The sequence below is a fragment of the Nostoc sp. KVJ3 genome (assembly GCF_026127265.1).
In the GTDB taxonomy this organism is placed as follows: domain Bacteria; phylum Cyanobacteriota; class Cyanobacteriia; order Cyanobacteriales; family Nostocaceae; genus Nostoc.
The window spans coordinates 1,236,828-1,259,051 of sequence record NZ_WWFG01000002.1; the positions used below are offsets into that span (position 1 = coordinate 1,236,828).

Sequence of the window (22,224 nt, forward strand, 5' to 3'; positions counted from 1 at the left end):
ATAAAGGGTAATCACAGCACTCATTTAAATATTGCCCAACTAATCATGGGATCTATCAATAGCAGCTTTTACCGTTTAGTGTTTGTTGAGCGATCGCATAAAATTAAAAATGACCAATTATTGATTGCGATCGCAGTTAATTTTGCCGCAATCAATATTTTCGCCCTCCTATTTTTATCGCAAACTCGTGTCGATGCTAATACCCGATGGCATTATTTATCAACCAAAGAAAATATTCATCCTGGAATTTCAATGATAAATTCCGTACCTTCACCAATGACAGAGTTCAAACTCAATTTACCACTGTGAACTTCTTCGACAATTTGCCGAGCGATCGCTAGTCCTAATCCCGTCCCTTTGCCAACTGCTTTAGTTGTAAATAAATGGTCAAAAATCTTTTGCTTGACTGCTTCAGTCATCCCTAGAGCATTATCTTTAATATTAATAATTACTTTCTGTTTATTATCGCTAATCTTGGTGGTAATTGTGATGCAATTGGGATTTGTTTTAATCTCTTCAAAACCACGTCCAATATTTGACTCTTCTAAAGCATCAATAGCATTTGCGATAATGTTCATAAAAACCTGATTTAACTGTCCAGCAAAGCATTCTATAAGTGGTAGCTGACCATACTCCTTGAGAACTTGAATTTCGGGGCGAGTTTCTGAAGCTTTGAGGCGATGTTTAAGAATCAGAATAGTGCTATCGATGCCATCATGAATGTTACAGGCAATAGGGCGATCGCTATCAGCACGAGAAAAAGTTCGTAAGGAAGTACTAATATCTCGAATTCGCTTCACACCTTCTCGCATAGAATTGACTAATTTGGGTAAGTCTTCGCGGATGTAATCGAGGTCAATGGCTGCGATTTCATCTTTAATTTCGGCATCAGGATTGGGATATTTATGCTGATACAAATCTACCAAAGCAAAGATATCTTTGATGTAATCTAAAGCAGGTTGAATATTGCCACCGAGGAAACCGACAGGATTGTTAATTTCGTGAGCTACACCTGCAACGAGGTTTCCTAGTGCAGACATTTTTTCACTCTGTACCAGTTGCATTTGGGCCCGTTGAAGTTCTACAAGTGCTTGTTCTAGATTTTGTTTTTGTTGTTTGAGTTCTTCTTGTGCTTGCTGACGTTCTGTAATATCTTCTGTTACTAATAAAATACCGAATAGATTTCCATTGACATCGCGTAGAGGCATTTTATTAGTATCCAACCAGACTTGCTGACCATCTGCTAGCTGCGATTGTTCAATGATGTGAAGTTCTGCTTGACCAGACTCGATTACACGCTTATCCCAACTACGATACAAATCTGCTTCTTCCTCGGTTATCGATAAATCATAATCGGTTTTACCCACAATCTCATCGGGCGAATTTAAGCCTATTACCTTGGCAAAACCCTGATTACAGCCAAGATAAACTGAATTGAGATTTTTCCACGCTACCCACTGCGGGACGGTATCAAATACCAGGCGTAATAATTGTTGGGTTTGTTTGAAGGCTTCAACTGATGTAAATAATTCCTGGGTTCGTTGAGCCACTCGTTCTTCTAGTTGCTCAGTAAGTTGTTTGAGTTCGGCATTTTTCGCTTCCAGCGTGCGGCTCAATTGGTTAAGCTTTAAGTGCGATCGCACCCTTGCTAAAACTTCGCTTTGTTGAAATGGTTTGGTAATGTAGTCAACGGCTCCTAGTTCAAAGCCTTTGATTTTGTTCACCGATTCAGATAAGGCAGTAATAAAGATAATCGGAATATTTTCGTTTCTGGGATTAGCTTTGATGCGCTGACAGGTTTCAAAGCCATCCATCCCCGGCATCATCACATCCAGTAAAATCAAAGACACAGGTGTATATTCTAGTTGTTGGAGGGCGCTTTCACCACTTGTCGCGATCGCCACTTCCAGACCATCATGGGCTAAGGTGTCTGAAAGCACCTTTAAGTTATTTGGCACATCATCGACGATCAGAACAATGCCATTATCTAACAAGTTTGTAACGTGATGGTCAAATGTGATTGAATTTCCAGAGAGTTGTATCATGGCAAAAATGATAATGAGATAACAAAGGCAATTAGGCTTAGATACTGGGGATTAGATTAGAATTACAATAAATTTTTCCTACTTGCTCTAATCAAGGGAGATACTTTTCAATAAATGTTTGGATCCTTTCAATCTGAAAATTGTCTGCATATTCCCGAATTTCTTTCACAAATGGCTGGTACTGCTCGTCGGCTTTTTCCAAAGTTTTTAGCTGCTGCTCAATGGCCATCAAGCGTCCCTGCAATGCTAATGTGTGTAATTGCGATAAAAATTCATTAGTTGGGGGAACGATCTCAGATGAAGTTGATGGGGGCGTTTCTGTAGAGTTAAATGGTACTGATTCTCCAACCTGGGAGTTGTCTTCATAAATCCATTTCAGATTCAGGTATTTTTCTAACAACTTCAGCAACGCTGAGGCTTCTACAGGCTTGGGCAAAAACGCATTAGCTCCGGCGGTGATACTCTCATTCTGGTTACTTTCAAATACACTAGCCGAAGAAGCGATCGCTGGAACATTCTTCAATTCAGGAATCTGTCGCAACTGGCGCAGCATCTCATAGCCATCCATTTCTGGCATCATCAGGTCTGTAATAATCAGATCGGGAAGAATCTCCTTCGCCTTTGTTAACCCTTCTCGACCATTGCTGACGGCAATCACAGCAAAACCCAAAGGTTCTAGTAAACTGACCAATACTGATTGATTCTCCCAACGGTCATCTACTACCAAAAGCTGGCGTTGGCTGCCTTCAAATCCCACAATCTTGCCTTGCTTAGTTGTTCGCAGACTTGCTGCCCAATCTTTGGCTTCGGGAAATTCAGCTTCAAACCAGAATGTGCTACCTTGTCCAAGTTGGCTATCCACATTTAAGGTGCTACCCATTAGAGAAACGATTTGCTGACTAATTGCTAGTCCGAGTCCAGTCCCTTCTCCTTGCTTCTTCATATCACCTACTTGCTCAAAGGGCTGGAAGATTTTTTTAAGTCCGGCTGGTGATATCCCCACCCCTGTATCTTCGATCTCAAAGCGAATTTGATAGTTTGGAGTTTCTCGTTTGTAAGTTTTAACGCGAAACGTCACTCCGCCTTCGTCAGTAAACTTAATGGCGTTTCCTAACAAATTAATCAACACCTGGCGCAGACGTTTTTCATCGACTGTAACTCCCACAGGTAAATCAGAATCCGGTTGATAAGTGAAGGGAATTCCTTTTTGGCTAGCACGAACGCGCATCATCTCAGCAATGCCTTCGAGCAACGCCGGAAAATACGCATCTTCGGGATACAATTCCAATTTACGGGCTTCAATTTTGGCGAGGTCAAGCACATCATTAATCAGATTCAGTAAATGATTGCCGCACTGATAAATGATATCGATACCCTTTTTCCCTCGTTCTGTTAAGGGTTCACCATTTTGAAGAATTTGGGCATAACCCAGAATGCCATTAAGCGGTGTTCGTAGTTCATGGCTCATGTTTGCCAAAAACTCGCTCTTGGCTTGGTTTGCAGTATCGGCTTTCTCTTTTGCTTCTGCTAGTTCTAGCGTCCGTTCTTCTACCTTTTGTTCTAAGGTAGCAAAGGAGGTTTGCAACTGGCTGGCCATAGTATTAAAGGATGTGGCAAGTTCTCCCAGTTCATCGGTGCGTTCGCTCGGTAGAGTTGCATTCCAGTTTCCCATTGCCAACTCTTTGGCGGCATTATTGAGTTGTAATACGGGCTGCACCACCAGCGATCGCGACAGCCAACGAACTACAACTAGGGTCAGTAACAACACGGTGATAAAAGTCATCAGACCCAATCCAGCAACCCAAATTTCCCGGCGCACCACAGAACTTGCATCCAGTTCAATCACCAAAAATCCATTTACCCGACCCTGAAGATTGGTAATTGGTGCATAGCCGTAAAGAACGGTTTCGCCATTTGCAGTCTGGTGAAATTCCTGCCCAACAAACGGTGCATTCCTTGCCACGGCTACATTCAAATCATTTAATGACTCTTTATAATCCATTCCAATCAATACCGTTTTGTCTCGATCGGCAGGATCGTAGTTTAAGACATAGACAAATTTTTTATCTGGTTGTCGCCTTACCGTATAGATACGGAGAATATCTTTGCTAGTTCCTTGAATAGCTACAAGCTTATCTTGATTGATTTTGTAAAAGGCTGAGGTGCGATCGCTATGCTGAAGAACCAATCCGTGATAATCGCTGTCGATTTGGGGAACTGCCAAACTGACAATCGCCAAAAGACGATTATGAATTCCCTGCCGTTGAGCAGAACGCAACTGCCAGTACATTCCCGAAGCCAGTGCCCCAGCCATCACCGCAATTAGCACCGAATAGGAAACAATAATTTTTGTGCTGAGGTTCCAATTTCGCACTGGTGTAGCTCCTTTCAAGCCCCAAACTACTCGGATTAGTAATGCATTGTTAGTTACTTCCAATGCTATTTTTGCCCAATTGTTCCTAGAATGCCCACTTAATTTATCAAATGAACAATTTAATTGGGAATTGGGAATTGGGGAAGAAACTTGTTAAATAATTCTCCCTTATCTCCCTGCCCCTTTGTCACCCCCTCAGCACAAGAACATTCAGCATACGGTATGCGATCGCAGAGTTGTCTCCATAATGTTTTAGCGATTTCTGGCAAGATGCCGAGGGTCTTGAGGAGATCCTATTGAACTAGCAGTCTCTCTAACAGCTTCTCGCAACCGCTCCACATCACGCATCGGTGGTGCGCCAAACAGCCGCTTGTACTTCCTGAAGTACGAGGCATCGTCTTCGTTTTAGTAGCGTTTATTTCTAAGTTTGCAGGATTGTACAACGATTTTAGACGATCGTTTTATTGCTTGCCCTTGAGAATTCTTAGAATGAAACTAAAGCAATGAAAGTGATTCCGGTTTCTTGTAAGCATTCTGGATTTTTATCTAGGAGAAAACGCTATGGAGAAAAATAATGATGACGAACGAGAATGGAAACTACACAGGAAAAGTTGCCTTTGTGACTGGAGCCGCGAACGGCATCGGTCGAGCTACGGCGCTGGCGTTTGCACGTGAGGGCGCTAATGTAGTGGTCGCTGACATTTCAGAACAGGGCAATCAAGAAACAGTCCGCATGATCGAGAAACTCGGCAAGAAGGCGATCGCTGTCCGGTGCGACGTGACGCAGACCGAGGATGTGAAGGCGGCCCTAGCCAAGACCATTGAGGCTTTTGGGCGGCTGGACTTCGCCTTCAACAATGCGGGCATTGAGCCGAAGAAGCCAGCTCCGACCGCGGAGTACGAGGAGGAGGAGTGGAACCGGATCGTAGACACCAACCTCCGTGGTGTTTTCCTGTGCATGAAGTACGAGATCCCGCTGATCCTCAAGCAGGGAGGCGGCGCGATCGTCAACACGTCATCGGGTGCGGGAATCATCGGCATCAAGGGCAGCCCCGCGTACACCGCCGCGAAGCACGGTGTGATCGGTCTCACCAAGTCGGCGGCCCTCGATTACGCCGCGCAGAACATCCGCGTCAACGCCGTCTGTCCTGGCTACATTAACACCCCGATGATGGATCGCTTCACTGGCGGCACGTCCGAAGGGCGCGCGAAGGTGATTGCGGAGGAGCCGATCGGACGGATGGGCAAGTCCGAGGAGATCGCCGAGGCCGTCATCTGGCTGTGCTCGGATGGGGCTGCCTTCGTAATTGGGCACGCTATGGTCATCGACGGCGGCCAAACGGTGCAGTAATGGTCGGAGCAAACAACAAGAGGAATAAGATGATTAAAGACAAAGTTGTGATTATTACTGGCGCATCATCAGGGATTGGTGAAGCAAGTGCGAAATTGCTTGCAAGTAAAGGAGCTAAAGTCGTATTAGGCGCGCGACGCGAGCAGCAATTGAGACAACTGGTTGATGAAATTCAAAGAGCTGGCGGACAAGCAGTCTATCAAGTGATGGATGTGGTTAACCCATCTGATAACGCCCAGATCGTCAAGCTTGCCAAAGAAACATTTGGAGGCGTTGATGTTATTTTCTTAAACGCTGGCATCATGCCCACTTCTCCACTTTCTGCATTAAAAACGGATGAATGGAATCAAACGGTTGATATCAATATCAAGGGTGTACTAAATGGTATTGCTGCTGTGTTGCCAACGTTTATTAGCCAAAAGTCTGGGCATGTTATCACAACTTCATCGGTTGCTGGATTAAAAGCTTATCCAGGTGGTGCGGTGTATGGTGGGACAAAATGGTTTGTACGCGATTTTATGGAAGTTCTACGCATGGAGTCTGCTCAAGAGGGGACTAACATTCGTACTGCGACAATTTACCCCGCCGCAATTAACACTGAGTTGTTAGATCGGATTACCGACCAAGATGCGGCTGAAAAAATGACAGCCTTGTATAAGCAATATGGCATCTCACCAGATCGAGTAGCCAATGTTGTGGCGTTTGCGATTGACCAGCCAGAAGACACAAACGTGAACGAATTTACGATTGGCCCAACCATGCAGCCTTGGTAAGGATAAGGCTGGCGGTTAGACTGAGTGCGATCGCTGTCCGGTGCGACGTGACGAAATCCGAGGAGGTGAAGGCAGCCCTAGCCAAGGACGTTGAGATCGGACGGAGTGGCGGCGTTCATTGAAGACGCGACAACCTCGCAGCGAGCAGGGCTTATCCCTTCCCACTGCGAGGTTTCACGTTTTCTTAGTGACATTCCCCTTAAAGCCCAAGGCTAGCGCGGTAAGCTGTGCGTTGAGACTCGCGCCCTACTTGGTTGGTAATTTGCTCCCATCCTTGTGCAATCTGCTGCATTGCTTGCTCTTTTGTAATTTGGTTTACTAAGAACTTAGATACAACAGCATCAAGAACTTCAAATTGATATTGCTGATTGTGGGGAATGCTTAAGTTTAAAACTATGTTGGCGTTGTTAAGGCTGACACCGATCGCTCCGAGATAGTTGTTGGCAGCTTCAGACGACAGCCCTGATTTAATCCAGGGATCTGAGTTTTCAAATTGCGAAATTCGATAGGGGTTGAAGCCCGTTGTGCCGATTGTCACATCCACATTAGACTGAGTGGGTTGACTCATATAAGAGAGAAACGTATAAGCGGCATTCTTGACGTTTGCTGCTGCTTTGGCATGAATCACACCCGTCCAACCGACATTGGCAGCGTAGGGTGCATGATTGACACCATCAATGGCATAAGGACAAGTAAACTTATCACAAGCTATCAGTTGATTGGTTTTGCGATCGAGGACTTGAGTTGTACCTGGAGTGATGACAGCACCCACTTTATCCATCACTTTAGATACAGATCGATCGATCGATAGAGGCCCAATATCGCCCCAATCAATAGTCAAAGCGCACCTGCCAGTAATGAATAATTCTCTTGCTTTAGAACCACCGAGATTTTCATCCTGGGGAGTTCCATAATCCATAGTTTGTTTATAAATATCCAGTGCTTTGGCAAAAGCTGGATTGTTTATCAGAGGCTTCATAGTGTCTGGGTCAAAAAATGCGCCTTGTGTGGTTCCCAGAGATTGCAAAAAAGGAGTGGCAATAGATATCAACATGCTGGTACTATTTTCATGGGCGCGTTTGGAAATACAAGAGCCATAGTCTGGTTTACCATCACCATTTAGGTCTTTGCCATGAAACCGTTTAGCGATCGCTAAATAATCATCCCAGGTTGTCGGAGGCGTTAGTTCTGCTTCCTTTAACAAATCACTGCGATAATACACCATATGGAAATCGCCATCTAATGGAATACTGTAGATACGTCCTTTATAAGTCGCACTGACATTCCGAAAGATGGGTGCAATATCTTCCCACTGCAAGGCTGCATCAGACTTGACTCGCGCTGTTAAATCTTCCAGAAACTTAGCATCGATAAAGTCGATCAGCCATTGAGGTAAGATTATTGCCATATCATATTTTGAAGCGCTGCCAGACCAGTTTTTCTCCAGGATGTTGTAGAGATTTTTAAAGGGAACGCCTGTCAGATTGACCTTCGCTCCAGTCAAGGCTTCAAACCCAGCAATCCGTCTTTGAGCGCCTGTATAAATGGCTTCATCATGAGTAATGACATTAATCGTTACACCGTCAAAGCGTTGTGCAGTCAGATTGATGTGGGTAGACCCAGGAGATGAAACTGTTTGAGAATTAGGTGGGGAGAGACTGCAACCTGGAATCCCTAAACTCAACCATAGGGCAACTAGGAAAATCAGATAATATCGGACTCGCTGTAACTGAGAGCAAAAGTTTTGCCAATTAGACATTTTATAATTCCCTCCCTATGGCTCTTAACTGCCAAATCTTGACGATTTACAGATTTATTATTCCCAGGTGTGTAGCGCTTGTTATTGGGATGCAGTAAGTCGGCGTGAAAATTTCAATGTATGTCATTGCGAATGTAACGTACCCCTTCTCAAAAGCCAGCTACACGATAGCGTCTCCAAGAGTTGTGGAATGTAGCAATTGCAAAGGTCTTGTGGTTTTTAAATTCTATCCCTCTTTCAAGAAACAGTATTTCTTCTTTTTATTTCTAGGACTTACGCAAAAACCCTCTTAAACTCTCATTTATCCGTGACCTCTGCGTTCTCTGTGGTTCGTTTTCCATTACCCGTGCGTAAGTCCTAATTTCTTCTCTTTGCCCACCCCACAAGATTGAATAACTTATTTTATTTATCGGAGTTTCCTAAAAGCCCCCTTTTTAAGGGGGTTGGGGAATTTCTTGTGTGTAAGTTTTATTTAGCTCATTTAAAACAAGTCCAAATCGGTAACAGCACCAAGACTGCTAGAAGATACCAATTTGGCATATTTCGCTAACACGCCTTTGGTGTAACGGGGAGCGGGGGGTTTCCAGTTGGCACGACGACGGGCAAATTCTGCTTCAGATATATTCAACTGCAATAAACGAGCGGGTGCATCAATGGTAATACTATCGCCTTCTTCGACAAGAGCGATCGCACCACCAACTGCTGCTTCTGGGGCAACATGACCAACCACCATGCCGTAAGTACCGCCAGAAAAGCGTCCGTCGGTAATTAATCCCACTGCATCACCCAAACCAGCACCGATAATTGCTGAGGTGGGAGCCAACATTTCTCGCATACCTGGGCCACCCTTGGGCCCTTCGTAGCGGATGACTAGAATATCGCCAGCTTGAATCTTACCCGCCAAAATTGCATCTAAAGAGGCTTCTTCCGATTCAAACACCCGTGCGGGCCCAGTAATTACTGGTTTTTTCACCCCAGTAATTTTAGCGACAGCCCCTTCCGTTGCCAAATTACCTCTGAGGATGGCTAAATGTCCTTGGGCATACATGGGGTTATTCCAAGTCCGAATCACATCTTGGTTGCTAGATGGTTCTTCTGGGATATCTGCTAATATCTCTGCAATGGTTTGGCCGCTGATAGTAATGCTATCTCCATGTAATAAACCATGCACGAGTAGCATCTTCATTACTTGGGGAATACCACCAGCTTTGTGCAAATCTGTAGCGACATATTTCCCACTTGGTTTTAAATCGCACAAAACGGGAACACGGGCACGGATTATTTCAAAGTCGTCTAGGGTTAACTGTACATTAGCAGCACGGGCGATCGCTAAGAAATGCAAAACTGCATTGGTCGAACCACCCACCGCCATAATCACAGAGATAGCATTCTCTATAGATTTGCGGGTGATAATTTGCCGGGGTAAGATTTGTTTGCGAATGGCTTCGACTAACACATAAGCCGATTTTTCCGCACTATCTGCTTTTTCGGCATCTTCTGCTGCCATTGTTGAAGAATAGGGCAAACTCATTCCCATTGCTTCAAATGCTGAAGACATGGTGTTAGCTGTGAACATTCCCCCACAGGAACCAGCGCCAGGACAAGCGCGACTTTCAACTTCTAATAATTCCTTGTCGTCAATTTTTCCAGCACTGTGTTGACCAACAGCTTCAAAAGAACTAACAACAGTCAAATCGCGTCCGTTGTAGTGACCGGGTTTAATTGTGCCACCATAAACGAATATTGCAGGGATATTCATCCGCGCGATCGCTAACATTGCCCCCGGCATATTTTTATCACAACCGCCAATAGCCAGCACACCATCCATACTTTGCCCAGTACAGGCGGTTTCAATGGAATCGGCGATGACTTCCCGCGACACCAGGGAATATTTCATCCCTTCAGTTCCCATCGAAATCCCATCGCTAATGGTAATCGTACCGAACATTTGCGGCATTGCGCCGGCGGTTTTAATCCCAACTTCTGCTATGAGTGCCAGTTGATTTATCCCCATATTACAGGGAGTGATTGTACTGTAGCCATTGGCAATGCCCACAATGGCTTTATTGAAATCTTCATCTTTAAAACCAACTGCACGCAGCATAGCTCGATTTGGCGATCGCTGCACCCCTTGCGTTACAATTTGGCTTCTTAAATTCTCCGACATCTTTTTTCCTTCCGTGGCATATCGCAACTGTTGCGATTGGATTATCTGATTTTCTCATGTATGCGCGGCGCAGCGGATATAGACTTACTGCCCACTTATACCAACAGTTCAGTTAAGGGTTGGGTAGTGGTTTTAAACCTGTAGAGACGCAAAAGCATATAGCGTCTCGTAGAGAAGTACAATTTTGCGTCTTTACCAAAGATTTCGGGCTTAACTGAACCGTATTGGTATATTAGCAGCTAATTTACGTGAGCTAGGTATTGGCCATGAGGCGTAGACGTAGCCCGTCGTAGACATCGCATAACCTAAAGAAATGCTGGGAATAATAATTGGGGGACATCAGCACCAAAATTCTATGAAACAGCAAAAAAATCAGTTCAGCCATCTTACTGCGATCGAAAGAAGTTATCTATCATTTCCCGCACAATTTTTATTAAATAAAGACCTTCTCCAAGGCAAAATACTAGACTTTGGTTGTGGCTTGGGTAATGATGTTAAAATATTACGCCAAAAAGGTTTTGATATTACAGGCTACGACCCTTATTATTTTCCCGAATATCCCCATAATAAATTTGATACCATAATTTGCTGCTATGTTTTAAATGTTTTATTTACTGAAGAACAAACTAATGTTCTCATGGAAGTATCACACTTATTAAAGCCAGGAGGTAAAGCTTATTATGCTGTCAGAAGGGATCTTACAAAAGAAGGATTTCGAGAACATTATGTCCATAAAAAACCTACTTATCAATGTATTGTAAAACTTCCCTTTACTTCAATTTGCTTAGACGATTATCGGGAATTATATGAATACGTTCATTATAATTATCAGCGAAATTCATCTAATTATTGTATATTCTGCAATCCCCATAAAACTCTCAAACTCTTAACTGAATCAGCAACCGCTTATGCTATTCTTGATGGATATCCTATAAGCAAAGGACACGTTTTAGTCATTCCCAAACGTCATGTTAGCAATTATTTTGAACTACCATTGAAAGAGCAATCTGCTTGCTGGTTTATGGTGAACAAAGTACAAGAAATTCTCAAAAATGATTTTGAACCTGATGGCTTTAATGTAGGAATGAATATCAACCGAGCCGCCGGTCAAAATATTATGCATACCAGTATTCATATTATCCCTCGTTATAAAGGTGATACTGTCTCTACTAAAGGTGGAATTAGGAACGTTATTCCTAAAAAACAATAATTTTTTTACTAACAGCCTCCAGTCGCAAACTCGGATTTATAGCAAATATATAAATCTGGAAAACCTCTTCCTGATTTTACTATGCAAAACCTTTCCCTCTACAAATCGAGAGAAACTTGAACTAAAGTTCAAAATGGGGAGAGGTTCATCGAACTCACGTTCAGTTAGCCCAGATTGTCTGGTTCTATTCCCAGCGCTCTTAGTTGTTCTGTCAATTGTTGCACTCGTTGTTCTGCTTGTTGAGCGCGTTGTGCTTCTTGTTGAGCGCGTTGTGCTTCTTGTTGAGCGCGTTGTACTTCTTGTTTTATTTGTTCTGCGGGAGTGAGATACCGTTGTCCTTGCTCATCATACCAATACATCCATTCCCGCGTGACACCACAATAATTTCCCCTTTCGCAACCAATTCCTAAGCCAATTTCTGGCAGCCAAACGGGGTTTCCCTCTTGCAATTCATATTTACTATTAACTAACTTATGTACTTCCAAATGTGGTTTGCGGCGGCGACGAGAGGAATAAATCACGTAGTAGAGTACACCCAAAGCCGCATATTCATCTAATTTAGTGGTGTATTCCTTGCGATAATTTTGGGAAACTACTTCCAGCACGAAAATAGGTACAACGTTTTCATCCCACAGTACATAACTGGGACGCAACTCTTCATCATAAAACCGCTCTACCCCTAAGCTTAAAAACCCATCTGGTACAATAGGCGGTTTATCAGGGTGATAATAAATACCCATATCTATAGCAAAGAGCCAGTCTAGGCGTTCTGCCCAAAGTATGAGCAGGATCGCCTTCAGCAAACCTGGTATCAATTCTTGCAGTTCATTATCCACAGGCGTTTCATCTGAGTCTGGTAGTTCCTCGGCTGAGGGTAAGTACCTTGGCAAGTTGTAGTCTAACATCGCTGGTTTCCCCAAAAATCAAAGGATATTTGGCTCTATTTGGTTCACCAGAATTATAGCGATTTCTCCACCAACCATGTCTAACGCTCTAAGGCGAAAATCGGCGACTACAGGAGTATCGCTCTGAATTTTCCAAGTCTGTCTAGCAAGCTGCGTTCGCGCAGTATGTCGCAAAGGTTATGGAATTTTAACCAACCTCGCCACAGTACCTGGGTACAAATTGGTGTTTTGCTTTGATTTTCTAGGTAGCCACCAAAATGAGCAACAACTTCCACAACCTAACTAACTGTTAGCATTTTGGGTAGTTTAAGCGACAGTAAACAGAGGGCAGTTTTCCTCTACTCTTGAACATCCCTCTGCTTAACCTCGTCTATGTTGAGAACCATAGTTTTACCCTCACCCTAAATCCCTCTCCCAACAAGGGAGAGGGACTTCTTTCCAACTCCCCTTCTCCCAAATTTGGGAGAAGGGGCTGGGGGATGAGGGTTTTTTCTTTTCATAGGGAAAGAACTACAGTTTTCAATATGGACGCGATTTTACTGCTTTCCTCGATAAAGCGATCGCACCAAAAAATTATCGGGATCTAACTTGACTTTTAGTTAAATCTGTGTACGCCATTTCTGAAAGGCTATTTCGTAATCCTCGGATTTAGTCTGATAAACACCCCACCAATGAAAAAATAGTCCTAACCCCCATCCTAATACTGAGAAAATAGCCCAAAAATAACTAGGATTAGTGATTAAATTCAAGAGAATGAGGAATAAATTCACCGCTAGGAAGGAAACAAAATGTCCCCAAAAGCCTCTACGTCGGAAAGTATTAAATGTGTGTCGCGATCGTTCCTCTTCTTGTTGAGTTAACCATTTTTTTTCAGTTGTTTCTAAAATATCAGAAGAAATACCTAACTCCGATGCCATTTCTAGAAGCTGTTCTCGTGAAAATTCACCTTCTTGTTTACGAGTGAGTGCTATTTCAAGGATTTTTTGCACATCTTCTGAATCGTAAGTCATTTTAATTACCTTATAAGTTTGTGTGTAAATGCGCTTTTGATTTCCCGAAGTTTTCTATAGGCTTCGTTCAATTCAGTTAGCGAACGTCTCCACATTTTGCACCCAATACTTAGTGACATTCACAACCTGATTATTTTCTCATAACTGATTTAGAGCTACTGTATTTGTCAATACCTCTATATTGCTTTTATAAGGTTAAGCCAAAGATTATCTGAAAGTTGAATGCTAGTAGTGTCAGAAAATATTGACAATTGTAGAGGTGAAATTCTTGCTTTTGAAGGGGTGTTTTTGATGTTAACTAAAAACCACGGTATTTGCATCGGCTTTAGATGCAATAGACACATCAATTTTAAATAAATAGTTCCAAAACCTTGTTCATTCTAGATTTTAGTTTGTGTAATCTGACGATCCCCACTTTCTTGATTTGGGAAATTGGACACTCAAGTACAATTCCCACTTATTCATGTGTGTATGTGGTTTTTTGAACCAATTCATGCACCTCACAGCTTCAAATATGCGTAAATTCCAGTTTATCGGCCGTAAATTGATAAGTAGAAAGTGCAACTCACATATCCTATGAACAACAATATTCTTAATCTAACCGGATCTCCAGTTGCGATCGCCATTATTGGTGGTGGCTTTAGTGGTTCTCTAGTTGCAGCCAATCTTTTACGCAACGCAACCATGCCACTGTCCATCAAGTTGATTGAACGTAATTCTGAAGTTGGTAGAGGAGTTGCTTATGGGACACCAGTAGATTGTCACTTGCTGAATGTGCCGGCGGGTAAGATGAGTGCTTATGGCGATCAACCAAATCACTTCCTGAATTGGTTACATAGGAACGGCTACGAACAGGTAACTCCATCTACTTTTGTTCCGCGTCGGGTTTATGGGGACTATGTACAAGCGACTTTAAAAGCAGCACAGCTAAATGCAGCCGCTAATGTACAACTAGAGAAGATTGTGGATGAAGCGATCGCTATCGAAACAAAACCCAACAGCACAATAATATATCTGAGTAGCGGTCAATGTTTGGATGTGCAAAAGGCGGTGTTAGCGTTAGGCAACTTCCCAGCAATTCTGCCAGCACCACTTGCCGTTTTAGACAACCGCTATGTCAAAGATGCTTGGTCTGCTGATGCGATCGCTGACTTAAATCCAGAGGATGCTATTTTGCTAGTTGGTAGCGGTTTAACAATGGTAGATGCGGTTGTAGCATTGCATCAGCAAGGGTTCCAAGGACAAATTCATACCGTTTCGCGGCATGGGTTGATGCCTTGTAGCCACAAATCAACAACTCCTTATCCCGCATTTATTGATGTAGAAACTGCACCAAAGACGGCGCGAGGATTGTTGCATATAGTACGTCAAGAACTGCGCGAAGCCCTTACCCAAGGACACGGTTGGCGGGCGGTAATCGATGCTATCCGCCCAATTATTCCTCAACTTTGGCAAGCAATGCCATTGCCAGAACAGAAGCGATTTCTGCGCCATGTCAAAGCTTACTGGGAAGTTCACCGTCATCGGATTGCTGAAGGAATTGCTGAAGTACTGGACGCTGCAATGGAGTCTGGTCAACTGATCCATTACGCAGGTCGGATTCAAAATTGTCAGGAGTTTGAGAATGGAGTAAATGTGAAAATCTGCGAACGGGGGACGCACGAGGATATTGTTTTGCAAGTCAAGCGGATTATCAATTGCACCGGCGCAAATTGTGATTACCGCAGATTGCAGCACCCATTAGTCGCTAGCCTCCAAGAACAACGCTTGATCCGTCCTAACAGATTATCAATAGGAATCGACACAGCCCCAAATGGGGCGCTAATCGATGCAGATGGAAAGGCATCTCAAATGCTGTACACCTTGGGGACACCGCGCAAGGGTAATCTTTGGGAAACCACTGCTGTTCCTGAAATTCGCTCTCAAGCAGCAAATTTAGCACAGGAATTACTAAAATCGCTCAATCCCAAACTCTCTGCTACTAATTTTATGTTGAGGAAACCTGCGATGTTATTTCGTCAACTATTCGATAAAGAATCTAGTACTTATACTTATTTAATTGCCGACCCAGAAAGTAGAACAGCTATTTTAGTTGATCCTGTATTGGAACAGGTCGAACGCGATCTTCAAGTATTGCGACAATTGGGACTGACCCTGCGCTATTGTCTGGAAACCCATATCCATGCTGACCATATTACTGGGACAGATAGATTGAGGTCACTGACGGGTTGTTTGGGCATTGTCCCTGAGAATACAGGGGCTACCTATGCAGATCGCTACATTGCTGATGGGAATATGTTGGAATTAGGGAACGTGCAGATTCAAGCGATCGCTACCCCTGGTCACACTGACAGCCATACAGCATACTTAGTCAACGACACTCATCTATTAACTGGAGATGCCCTATTTATCAGGGGTTGCGGTCGTACCGACTTCCAAAACGGCGACGCTGGATCGCTATATGATGCCGTGACTCAGAAGCTATTCACATTGCCAGATGACACCTTGGTATATCCTGGTCACGATTATCAAGGACAAACAGTATCCACCATTGGCGAGGAAAAGTCCTGGAATCCTCGGTTTGCTGGACGCAGCCGCAACCAGTTCATCGAACTAATGAAAAATCTCAACTTACCTCAACCGAAAAAGATGCTGGAAGCTGTACCCGCAAATCAGCATTGTGGTAGAGTTTTAGTTGCATTGGACTATCAAATTTGAGTGAACTATAGAAACAATAGAGCGATCGCATCTTTTCCATTAAGATTGTGTAGCGATGTCTAACGACAAGTCGCTGCGCATCTACGCTCTATTGTTTTCCAAAAGTGACAAAAAAGAGCTATTCTTTTTAGCTAATTGCCTTCTTTCTCTTCAGGCATATTCCCAATAATCCAGCAGTAACTACTATTCCTCCAATAGCTGATGGTTCAGGCACAGGTGTTACACTCACAGCATCTAAGTATAAAAAACCATAATAAGCTTTACCACCCAACTTTAACTCTGTAGATGATTTTGTCGCCACAAAATTCAAGTCATACTGTGTGAAGGGAGCTCCAGCAGTATTTATAGTATTTATCTTCTCGAAAACTTTATTTCCATCGATAAATGTCTGAAATATGTTATTAACGTCACTGCCACCTTCGTCTGTTCCTAAAAAGAAACTGAGATTATAGTTAGTACCGATAGTTGTAGCCAAATTCTGAGATATGTAAGCAGGATTTACAAATGAACCTATGGATAAACCTTGATTACCACTCTGATACTGAGGAAAATTGTCAATTCTAATCCCTGATGTATCGAAAGGATCGCCAGATTTAATCCAGTCTGTAACATTAGGATTTGTAACATTGGGATTATTCGGATCTACGAGGGGGTCGAGTTCAAAGCTTCCATTTTTCACAAGTTCTACGGCTTGTGCTGCTGCATTATAAGTATTGGTAATCACAGCAGTGCTAATTAAGGTAGTAGTAAGAGTAAAAACAATAATTGAGAGTTTTTTAGTTAATTTCATGAAACTTTACTCCAAGTAATTCCAAATTTAGTATTAATAAAACTGAACGCTTTATTCTGGTTTATAAGTGCGTATGCAAAAATATTTATGTCATTGCGTAGGCGGAGCCTTCCCGTAGGGTACGGAATGAAATGTAGCGTTCGCAGAGCGTCTCTAAGAGTTGCAATCCCAAGACCTTACGTTCGCGAAGCGTGTCCGAAGGACTTATGCTTCATTCCGCTTTGCTCCATTCGCAATGACAAATGTATATTTGATTTTGCATTACTACTTAAGAGTTAAGAGGATACCAAAAAATAAATTATCCATCGTAGGGTATGTTAAAAGTAACGTCGTAACATACCCTATTTATGTGTTGTAGTGCGTTACAAAGATGGCTAAGACACCCTAAAGAACGATCAGTAAAAAAAGGCTATTGTTTCTAAATAATTACCTTCTTTTTCTTCAGCCATATTCCCAATAAACCAGCAGTAACTGCAATTCCTCCAATAGCTGATGGTTCAGGGACAGCCTTTACACTCACATCATCCAAGTAGAGAAATGCGTGTGTATCCACAGATCCAAACTTTAACTCTGTTGATGATGCGTCTGCTATGAAATCGAACTTATATGGAGTGTAATCTTGAAAAGAAATATTTTTTTGATCGAAAATATTTTTTCCACCTACAAATGCCTGAAATTGATTATCAAGATCGGGTGCTTCGTCTGTAGATGCTAAATAGTAACTCAGTTCGTATTGCTGACCAGGTTGTGTAGAAAGAGCCTGTGATATGTAGCTGAGTCCTGTAAATCCACCAAGTGATAAGCCTTGATTACCACTATGAGGAAAATTACTTATTTTAATCAATGATGTATCTAACGGATCGCCAGATTTAGTCCATCCTGTAACATTGGGATTTGTAGTGTTGGGATTATTAGGATCTACGAGGGGGTCGAGTTCAAATCCGCCGTTAAAAACAAGGCTTTTAGGATCTAGGACATAGTTTGGATCGTATTGTGCTTGGGCTACTGGAATATAAGTACCAGTAATTACAGCAGTGCTAGCTAAGGTAGTGGTAAAACTAAAAACAAGAATTGAGAGTTTTTTAGTTAATTTCATGAAACTTGACTCCAAATAATTTCAAATTCCGACAATTAAAACAAGTTGATAGTTACATCTATGCTGGCTCTAGGTAGTGTCAATCAAACTCAAGGCTTTGTTTAGGCTGATACTACTTTTTAAAGCTAGCTTTAAGAGGTTGTAGTAAGAAATTTAGGCTTTATAAAATAAAGGACTAAAGTCCTTACTACAAACTTGCTTACCTATCAATTTAAATTTGATAGACTCTTGCTTATGGTTTATTCATCCCCATCATCTCCACTTGGATCTCCATAATTTTCTCCTTGATTTTTAGATGTAGCTTTAACACTCACATCATCCAAATAGAAAAACGCATATTTGGCTTTGGAACCAAACTTTATCTCTGTGGATGTTGCTTTCGCTTTAAAATCCAAGGTGTATTGCGTATAGTCTTGGAAAGGAACATCCTTTTTAACATCAACCTTTTTTCCACCAATAAAAACCTTAAATTTATTCTTTAGGTCGGGTGCTTGCTCTGTTGATGCTAAATAGTAAGTAAGTTGGTAGTGTTGACCCGGAACTGTAGAGATAGTCTGTGATATGTAGCTAATGTCTGTAAATCCACCAAGCGATAAACCTTGATTGCCAGTTTTAGGAAAGTTGCTAATTTTAATAACTGATGTATCGATCGGAGCGCCAGACTTAATCCATCCTGTAATATTAGGATTTGAAGTGGTAGCATCAGAAGGATCTACGAGAGGATCGATTTCAAATCCCCCGTTATTAACCAGTTCTTGTCCATCTGCTTGTGCTGCTGACTTATAAGTATTGGTAATCACAGCACTATGAACAAAGGCAGTGGTCAAACCACAAACAATAATTGAGAGTTTTTTGGTGAACTTCACGAAACATTACTCCAAATAGTTCAAAATTGACGACAATGAGTTCTTAATTGATTTACTTTGTGGTGATTAAGGCGACTTAAATTGATAACTTTTGAAGATACCTTGAGCAGTAGTACCACTTAAGTAAGTAGAAAAACTCTGTGCCGTTGATAGAACTGTAGTTCTGGTGAGTATCCCTAGTGGATAGATAATCGGATCGCTGTCTGTTGGGTTGGCAGTTTGTACGACTCTTACCTTGTTAGAAATGAAAGCATCAGTTGTGTAAACTAAACCTGCGTCAATAGTTTTATTTACGCCTCCAACTACTGTAGTTTTATTTTCAACAGCAGTTAAGACGTTACGCACATTACTAAGAAGCGATAGTTTGGGACTAACAGTTGTGAAAATACCTTGGCTAGTAAGAACTTGTTTGGCATAATTTCCTGCTGGCACAACAGGAGGAGTACCTGTGTAGTCACCTATAGCAATGCCAGTAATATTGGCGTTGGTCAAACCATTGATGCTAGTCAGACCAGCACTACCAGCACTAACGGGAGGTGTTGTAGGAGCAATCAAAACTAGACTGTTTTTGACAATGTTTTTACGGCTACCTGCTACCAACTTACTTGGGGTTGCATTCTGCAAGACATCTATTTGGTCGGTGGCAGCTGAAATGAAAATATCTGCTGTTCCTCCTGCTTGTATTTGGCTCAGTAAAGTACCAGAAGCACCAAAGGTATAAACAACATTGACAGTTGGGTTAGCATTTTGGTACTGAGTTTTAATGGCATTAAGTGCGTTTGTTAAGCTGACAGCCGCATATACGTTAAGGGTGGTTGTGGAGCTTGCTGGCGATAAATGGATAAACTGAAAGCCTATTACCAGCATCGTGCTAGTAACTGCTGTAGCTATCCAAGCAATAAATCTTCTTCTGTTCATGAAAGTTATAGTTTGGGGAAAATATTACCTAAAAGTCTCATTATTGACATACCCGTACTTACGCACAGGCAAGAAAAAATCAACTACACAGAATGCAGAGGATATGGTTTTTGCGTAATTACTACGCATGATAAATTCTGGAAATAAACAGCCAATCACAATTGCTAGAAGCATTGATGTGATTAGCCCTTTGTTATTTCCAAGGCAGTGAAATGTATTTAGTGATGAAATAATATCAGTTAAATGCGCTTTATACCAACATTTCTGGTTAACAAACCCTGACAAAAAGCTATGGCTAGCGTGTCTAAACTTTAACTAATCCCTAGACTACCTGTTGTGCATAGGCTTTTTGTGTAAACATCGGATAATCAATAAAATCTCTAAAAATATTTTGTACCAATAAAGTAGTTTTATTCCTTGTATCAACTAACTTTTTTGGTAATTAGAGCGCTTTAGGACTTACGCAAAAAAGTCCTGTGCTTGTAACAAGCGATCGCGCCTACCGATGTATAGAAAAAAGAGCGATGCTTGCGGCGGTGAACAATGCATCCGCCTAAAGTAACTACATATAATTCTCTATTTGAATAAAAATATATGTAAACTTTTATATTAACAATAAAAAAAAATATTTGATATACCTCTAATGATAGATAGACTTTATGGAAAAATAGTTTAGATTTGTAACAAGTTACACAGAACTAGGTAAAACACATGGCCAACATAATTGATACCGCCACTAATAATGGTTCTTTCAAGACATTAGTTGCAGCAATCCAAGCAGCTGGTCTGGTAGATACACTTAATGGCAATGGCCCATTCACCGTCTTCGCACCCACTGATGAAGCGTTTAACAAGCTTCCCGCAGGTACAGTAGATGCATTACTGAAAGATCCTGCAAAGCTCAAAAAAATCTTGACCTATCATGTTGTCTCAGGTAAAGTACTCGCCGCTGATGTAGCTAAACTGAAGACAGCTAAAACAGTTGAAGGTTCAGATGTAAAAATTGACGCTTCTAATGGCGTTAAGATCAATGATGCAAAAGTTGCAACAGCAGATGTTGCTGCTGATAACGGTGTCATCCACGTAATTGACACAGTTTTGATTCCTGCATAAGCAAACTTCAGAATAGCGAATGCTATTTCTGAGGCGGTGACTACCCATAGTCGTTATTAAAATCTGGTTGAATGTTTTTTAGTAAACACCAACTACCAATAAATCCATCTAGATACTATCTAGATGGATTTATTGTTTTATCTATCTAGAGACGTTATATTGTAACGTCTCTCTTAATTTAGGTGTAATCAAATTTTTAGTTTTGCCAAACCCAAATAACGGATACCTTCGGGGGAAATATCAAAACGGCAAGGTAAGACTTCTAAACCAAGAGCGATCGCATCCCGTAGTAATTTACCATATACAGGATCTGTGCGATCGCCAGGGGAAAACTCGATACAATCACCGCGATTAATAAAGTAAAGCATCACCGCACGAGTTAGAGGTAGCAGCGCCATTAATTCTCGCAGGTGCTTTTGTCCTCTTGTAGTCTCCGTGTCAGGAAATAAAGCTAATCTCCCCTCAGACAAAGTTGTATTTTTCACTTCTAAATAAATCGGGCGTTCCTCATCACTCCCCGTTAAGAAAAAATCCACTCGACTTTTTTTATCTAGCCCATAAACTACCTCGCCCTTGATTTGGCTATACTCGCCCAATTCCGGGAAAAGGTGTTGCGCCAAAGCTAGCTTTACCACCCGATTGGGTAAAAAAGTATTTATACCTACCCAGGTTGGTTCATTGTCATGTACCTGAATTAGTTCTAAAGTGTAAGCCAATTTGCGGTTAAGATTATCACTTTTAGAAAGCTGTACAGCACTTTGGGCAGTTGAGACTCCAGTCATTGGCCCTGTGTTAGGACAATGGGCTGTCACTACTTCGCCAGAAGTAAGTTGAACGTCAGCAAAAAACCGCTTGTAACGCTTAAGTAAAATACCTGGATACAAAGGTGGGTAACGATAAAGCCAATCTGTCATTTTAAAACCTTGTTGCTGCTAGTAAATATACATCTCCAAAAATTAAATATGCATTATGCAGAACCATTGCAGAGACGCGATATATCGCGTCTCTGCATTCTTTTTCACTAGATGTCTAATATACGTTGATTCCTTAACCACCTAACTCTCAACAGCAAATCTTTTCCGCAGCGACTCCACCGGGTGACAGAATCAAGTAAACTTACATATCATAG

General features: G+C 42.0%; 17 protein-coding genes. 6 read left to right on the forward strand and 11 right to left on the reverse strand.

Features of this window, described 5'->3' with window-relative positions; translation table 11 throughout:
* The first annotated feature begins 45 nt into the window (after window positions 1-45).
* The gene (locus GTQ43_RS21355; protein ID WP_265274744.1) at window positions 46-309 is read left to right on the forward strand and encodes a hypothetical protein; all 264 of its coding nucleotides are present in this window, start codon (window positions 46-48) and stop codon (window positions 307-309) included.
* Here the strand turns inward: GTQ43_RS21355 and GTQ43_RS21360 are convergent.
* The gene (locus GTQ43_RS21360) at window positions 237-2,045 is read right to left on the reverse strand and encodes a response regulator (protein WP_321162502.1); all 1,809 of its coding nucleotides are present in this window, start codon (window positions 2,043-2,045) and stop codon (window positions 237-239) included. The two genes, GTQ43_RS21355 and GTQ43_RS21360, sit on opposite strands and share 73 nt — an antisense overlap.
* 91 nt (window positions 2,046-2,136) lie before the next feature.
* On the reverse strand, window positions 2,137-4,482 hold the full coding sequence (locus tag GTQ43_RS21370) for an ATP-binding protein (RefSeq protein ID WP_265274745.1): 2,346 nt from the start codon (window positions 4,480-4,482) through the stop codon (window positions 2,137-2,139).
* A 511-nt stretch (window positions 4,483-4,993) separates the two neighbouring features.
* Between GTQ43_RS21370 and GTQ43_RS21375 the strand changes: the two genes are divergently transcribed.
* Both GTQ43_RS21375 and GTQ43_RS21380 read left to right on the forward strand, forming a co-directional pair.
* Window positions 4,994-5,770 (forward strand): SDR family oxidoreductase, encoded by a 777-nt coding sequence (locus GTQ43_RS21375; protein ID WP_265274746.1) that lies wholly within the window; start codon window positions 4,994-4,996, stop codon window positions 5,768-5,770.
* 29 nt (window positions 5,771-5,799) lie between these two features.
* Complete coding sequence (locus GTQ43_RS21380; protein ID WP_265274747.1) at window positions 5,800-6,543, forward strand: SDR family oxidoreductase; 744 nt, start codon at window positions 5,800-5,802, stop codon at window positions 6,541-6,543.
* Between the two features lie 199 nt (window positions 6,544-6,742).
* Here GTQ43_RS21380 and GTQ43_RS21385 read toward each other — a convergent pair whose 3' ends face one another.
* Both GTQ43_RS21385 and ilvD read right to left on the reverse strand, forming a co-directional pair.
* Entirely contained in the window at window positions 6,743-8,302 is a 1,560-nt protein-coding gene (locus tag GTQ43_RS21385) for an ABC transporter substrate-binding protein (protein ID WP_265274748.1), read from the reverse strand.
* A gap of 481 nt (window positions 8,303-8,783) precedes the next feature.
* Window positions 8,784-10,469 carry a dihydroxy-acid dehydratase gene (gene ilvD / locus GTQ43_RS21390; protein ID WP_265274749.1) on the reverse strand — a complete coding sequence of 562 codons (1,686 nt, stop codon included), beginning with the start codon at window positions 10,467-10,469 and terminating at the stop codon, window positions 8,784-8,786.
* 355 nt (window positions 10,470-10,824) lie between these two features.
* On the opposite strand from ilvD, the gene GTQ43_RS21395 reads away from it, so the two are divergent.
* Entirely contained in the window at window positions 10,825-11,679 is an 855-nt protein-coding gene (locus GTQ43_RS21395; protein ID WP_265276513.1) for a bifunctional class I SAM-dependent methyltransferase/HIT family protein, read from the forward strand.
* 164 nt (window positions 11,680-11,843) lie between these two features.
* On the opposite strand, the gene GTQ43_RS21400 is transcribed toward GTQ43_RS21395, so the two are convergent.
* Window positions 11,844-12,584: a Uma2 family endonuclease gene (locus GTQ43_RS21400; protein ID WP_265274751.1), complete on the reverse strand. Its 741-nt coding sequence runs from the start codon at window positions 12,582-12,584 to the stop codon at window positions 11,844-11,846.
* Window positions 12,585-13,183: 599 nt separating this feature from the next.
* A complete protein-coding gene (locus GTQ43_RS21405) occupies window positions 13,184-13,594 on the reverse strand; it encodes a 2TM domain-containing protein (RefSeq protein ID WP_265274752.1) in 411 nt (136 codons plus the stop codon).
* Between the two features lie 576 nt (window positions 13,595-14,170).
* Here GTQ43_RS21405 and GTQ43_RS21410 point away from each other — a divergent pair.
* Complete coding sequence (locus GTQ43_RS21410; RefSeq protein WP_265274753.1) at window positions 14,171-16,312, forward strand: FAD/NAD(P)-binding protein; 2,142 nt, start codon at window positions 14,171-14,173, stop codon at window positions 16,310-16,312.
* Between the two features lie 127 nt (window positions 16,313-16,439).
* Here the strand turns inward: GTQ43_RS21410 and GTQ43_RS21415 are convergent, their stop codons facing one another.
* The 4 genes from GTQ43_RS21415 to modA all read right to left on the reverse strand — a co-directional run bounded on the left by GTQ43_RS21415 (window position 16,440) and on the right by modA (window position 19,982).
* The gene (locus GTQ43_RS21415) at window positions 16,440-17,102 is read right to left on the reverse strand and encodes a hypothetical protein (RefSeq protein WP_265274754.1); all 663 of its coding nucleotides are present in this window, start codon (window positions 17,100-17,102) and stop codon (window positions 16,440-16,442) included.
* Between the two features lie 418 nt (window positions 17,103-17,520).
* Window positions 17,521-18,198, reverse strand: coding sequence for a PEP-CTERM sorting domain-containing protein (locus GTQ43_RS21420; protein WP_265274755.1), 678 nt, complete (start codon window positions 18,196-18,198; stop codon window positions 17,521-17,523).
* A gap of 239 nt (window positions 18,199-18,437) precedes the next feature.
* On the reverse strand, window positions 18,438-19,064 hold the full coding sequence (locus tag GTQ43_RS21425; RefSeq protein ID WP_265274756.1) for a DUF642 domain-containing protein: 627 nt from the start codon (window positions 19,062-19,064) through the stop codon (window positions 18,438-18,440).
* A 66-nt stretch (window positions 19,065-19,130) separates the two neighbouring features.
* On the reverse strand, window positions 19,131-19,982 hold the full coding sequence (gene modA, locus GTQ43_RS21430; RefSeq protein WP_265274757.1) for a molybdate ABC transporter substrate-binding protein: 852 nt from the start codon (window positions 19,980-19,982) through the stop codon (window positions 19,131-19,133).
* 711 nt (window positions 19,983-20,693) lie between these two features.
* Here modA and GTQ43_RS21435 point away from each other — a divergent pair.
* Window positions 20,694-21,095 carry a fasciclin domain-containing protein gene (locus GTQ43_RS21435; RefSeq protein ID WP_265274758.1) on the forward strand — a complete coding sequence of 134 codons (402 nt, stop codon included), beginning with the start codon at window positions 20,694-20,696 and terminating at the stop codon, window positions 21,093-21,095.
* 188 nt (window positions 21,096-21,283) lie between these two features.
* Here the strand turns inward: GTQ43_RS21435 and sfsA are convergent, their stop codons facing one another.
* Window positions 21,284-22,009: a DNA/RNA nuclease SfsA gene (sfsA, locus tag GTQ43_RS21440; RefSeq protein WP_265274759.1), complete on the reverse strand. Its 726-nt coding sequence runs from the start codon at window positions 22,007-22,009 to the stop codon at window positions 21,284-21,286.
* Between the last annotated feature and the right edge of the window lie 215 nt (window positions 22,010-22,224).

What these genes read in the sequence shown, in the direction of transcription:
- GTQ43_RS21395 (WP_265276513.1), top strand. Translation starts at nt 10,825, where the DNA reads ATGAAACAGCAAAAAAATCAGTTCAGCCATCTTACTGCGATCGAAAGA.
- GTQ43_RS21385 (WP_265274748.1), bottom strand. Translation starts at nt 8,302, where the DNA reads ATGTCTAATTGGCAAAACTTTTGCTCTCAGTTACAGCGAGTCCGATAT.
- GTQ43_RS21420 (WP_265274755.1), bottom strand. Translation starts at nt 18,198, where the DNA reads ATGAAATTAACTAAAAAACTCTCAATTCTTGTTTTTAGTTTTACCACT.
- GTQ43_RS21400 (WP_265274751.1), bottom strand. Translation starts at nt 12,584, where the DNA reads ATGTTAGACTACAACTTGCCAAGGTACTTACCCTCAGCCGAGGAACTA.
- GTQ43_RS21435 (WP_265274758.1), top strand. Translation starts at nt 20,694, where the DNA reads ATGGCCAACATAATTGATACCGCCACTAATAATGGTTCTTTCAAGACA.
- modA (WP_265274757.1), bottom strand. Translation starts at nt 19,982, where the DNA reads ATGAACAGAAGAAGATTTATTGCTTGGATAGCTACAGCAGTTACTAGC.
- GTQ43_RS21410 (WP_265274753.1), top strand. Translation starts at nt 14,171, where the DNA reads ATGAACAACAATATTCTTAATCTAACCGGATCTCCAGTTGCGATCGCC.
- GTQ43_RS21355 (WP_265274744.1), top strand. Translation starts at nt 46, where the DNA reads ATGGGATCTATCAATAGCAGCTTTTACCGTTTAGTGTTTGTTGAGCGA.
- sfsA (WP_265274759.1), bottom strand. Translation starts at nt 22,009, where the DNA reads ATGACAGATTGGCTTTATCGTTACCCACCTTTGTATCCAGGTATTTTA.
- GTQ43_RS21415 (WP_265274754.1), bottom strand. Translation starts at nt 17,102, where the DNA reads ATGAAATTAACTAAAAAACTCTCAATTATTGTTTTTACTCTTACTACT.
- GTQ43_RS21375 (WP_265274746.1), top strand. Translation starts at nt 4,994, where the DNA reads ATGATGACGAACGAGAATGGAAACTACACAGGAAAAGTTGCCTTTGTG.
- GTQ43_RS21360 (WP_321162502.1), bottom strand. Translation starts at nt 2,045, where the DNA reads ATGATACAACTCTCTGGAAATTCAATCACATTTGACCATCACGTTACA.
- GTQ43_RS21380 (WP_265274747.1), top strand. Translation starts at nt 5,800, where the DNA reads ATGATTAAAGACAAAGTTGTGATTATTACTGGCGCATCATCAGGGATT.
- ilvD (WP_265274749.1), bottom strand. Translation starts at nt 10,469, where the DNA reads ATGTCGGAGAATTTAAGAAGCCAAATTGTAACGCAAGGGGTGCAGCGA.
- GTQ43_RS21405 (WP_265274752.1), bottom strand. Translation starts at nt 13,594, where the DNA reads ATGACTTACGATTCAGAAGATGTGCAAAAAATCCTTGAAATAGCACTC.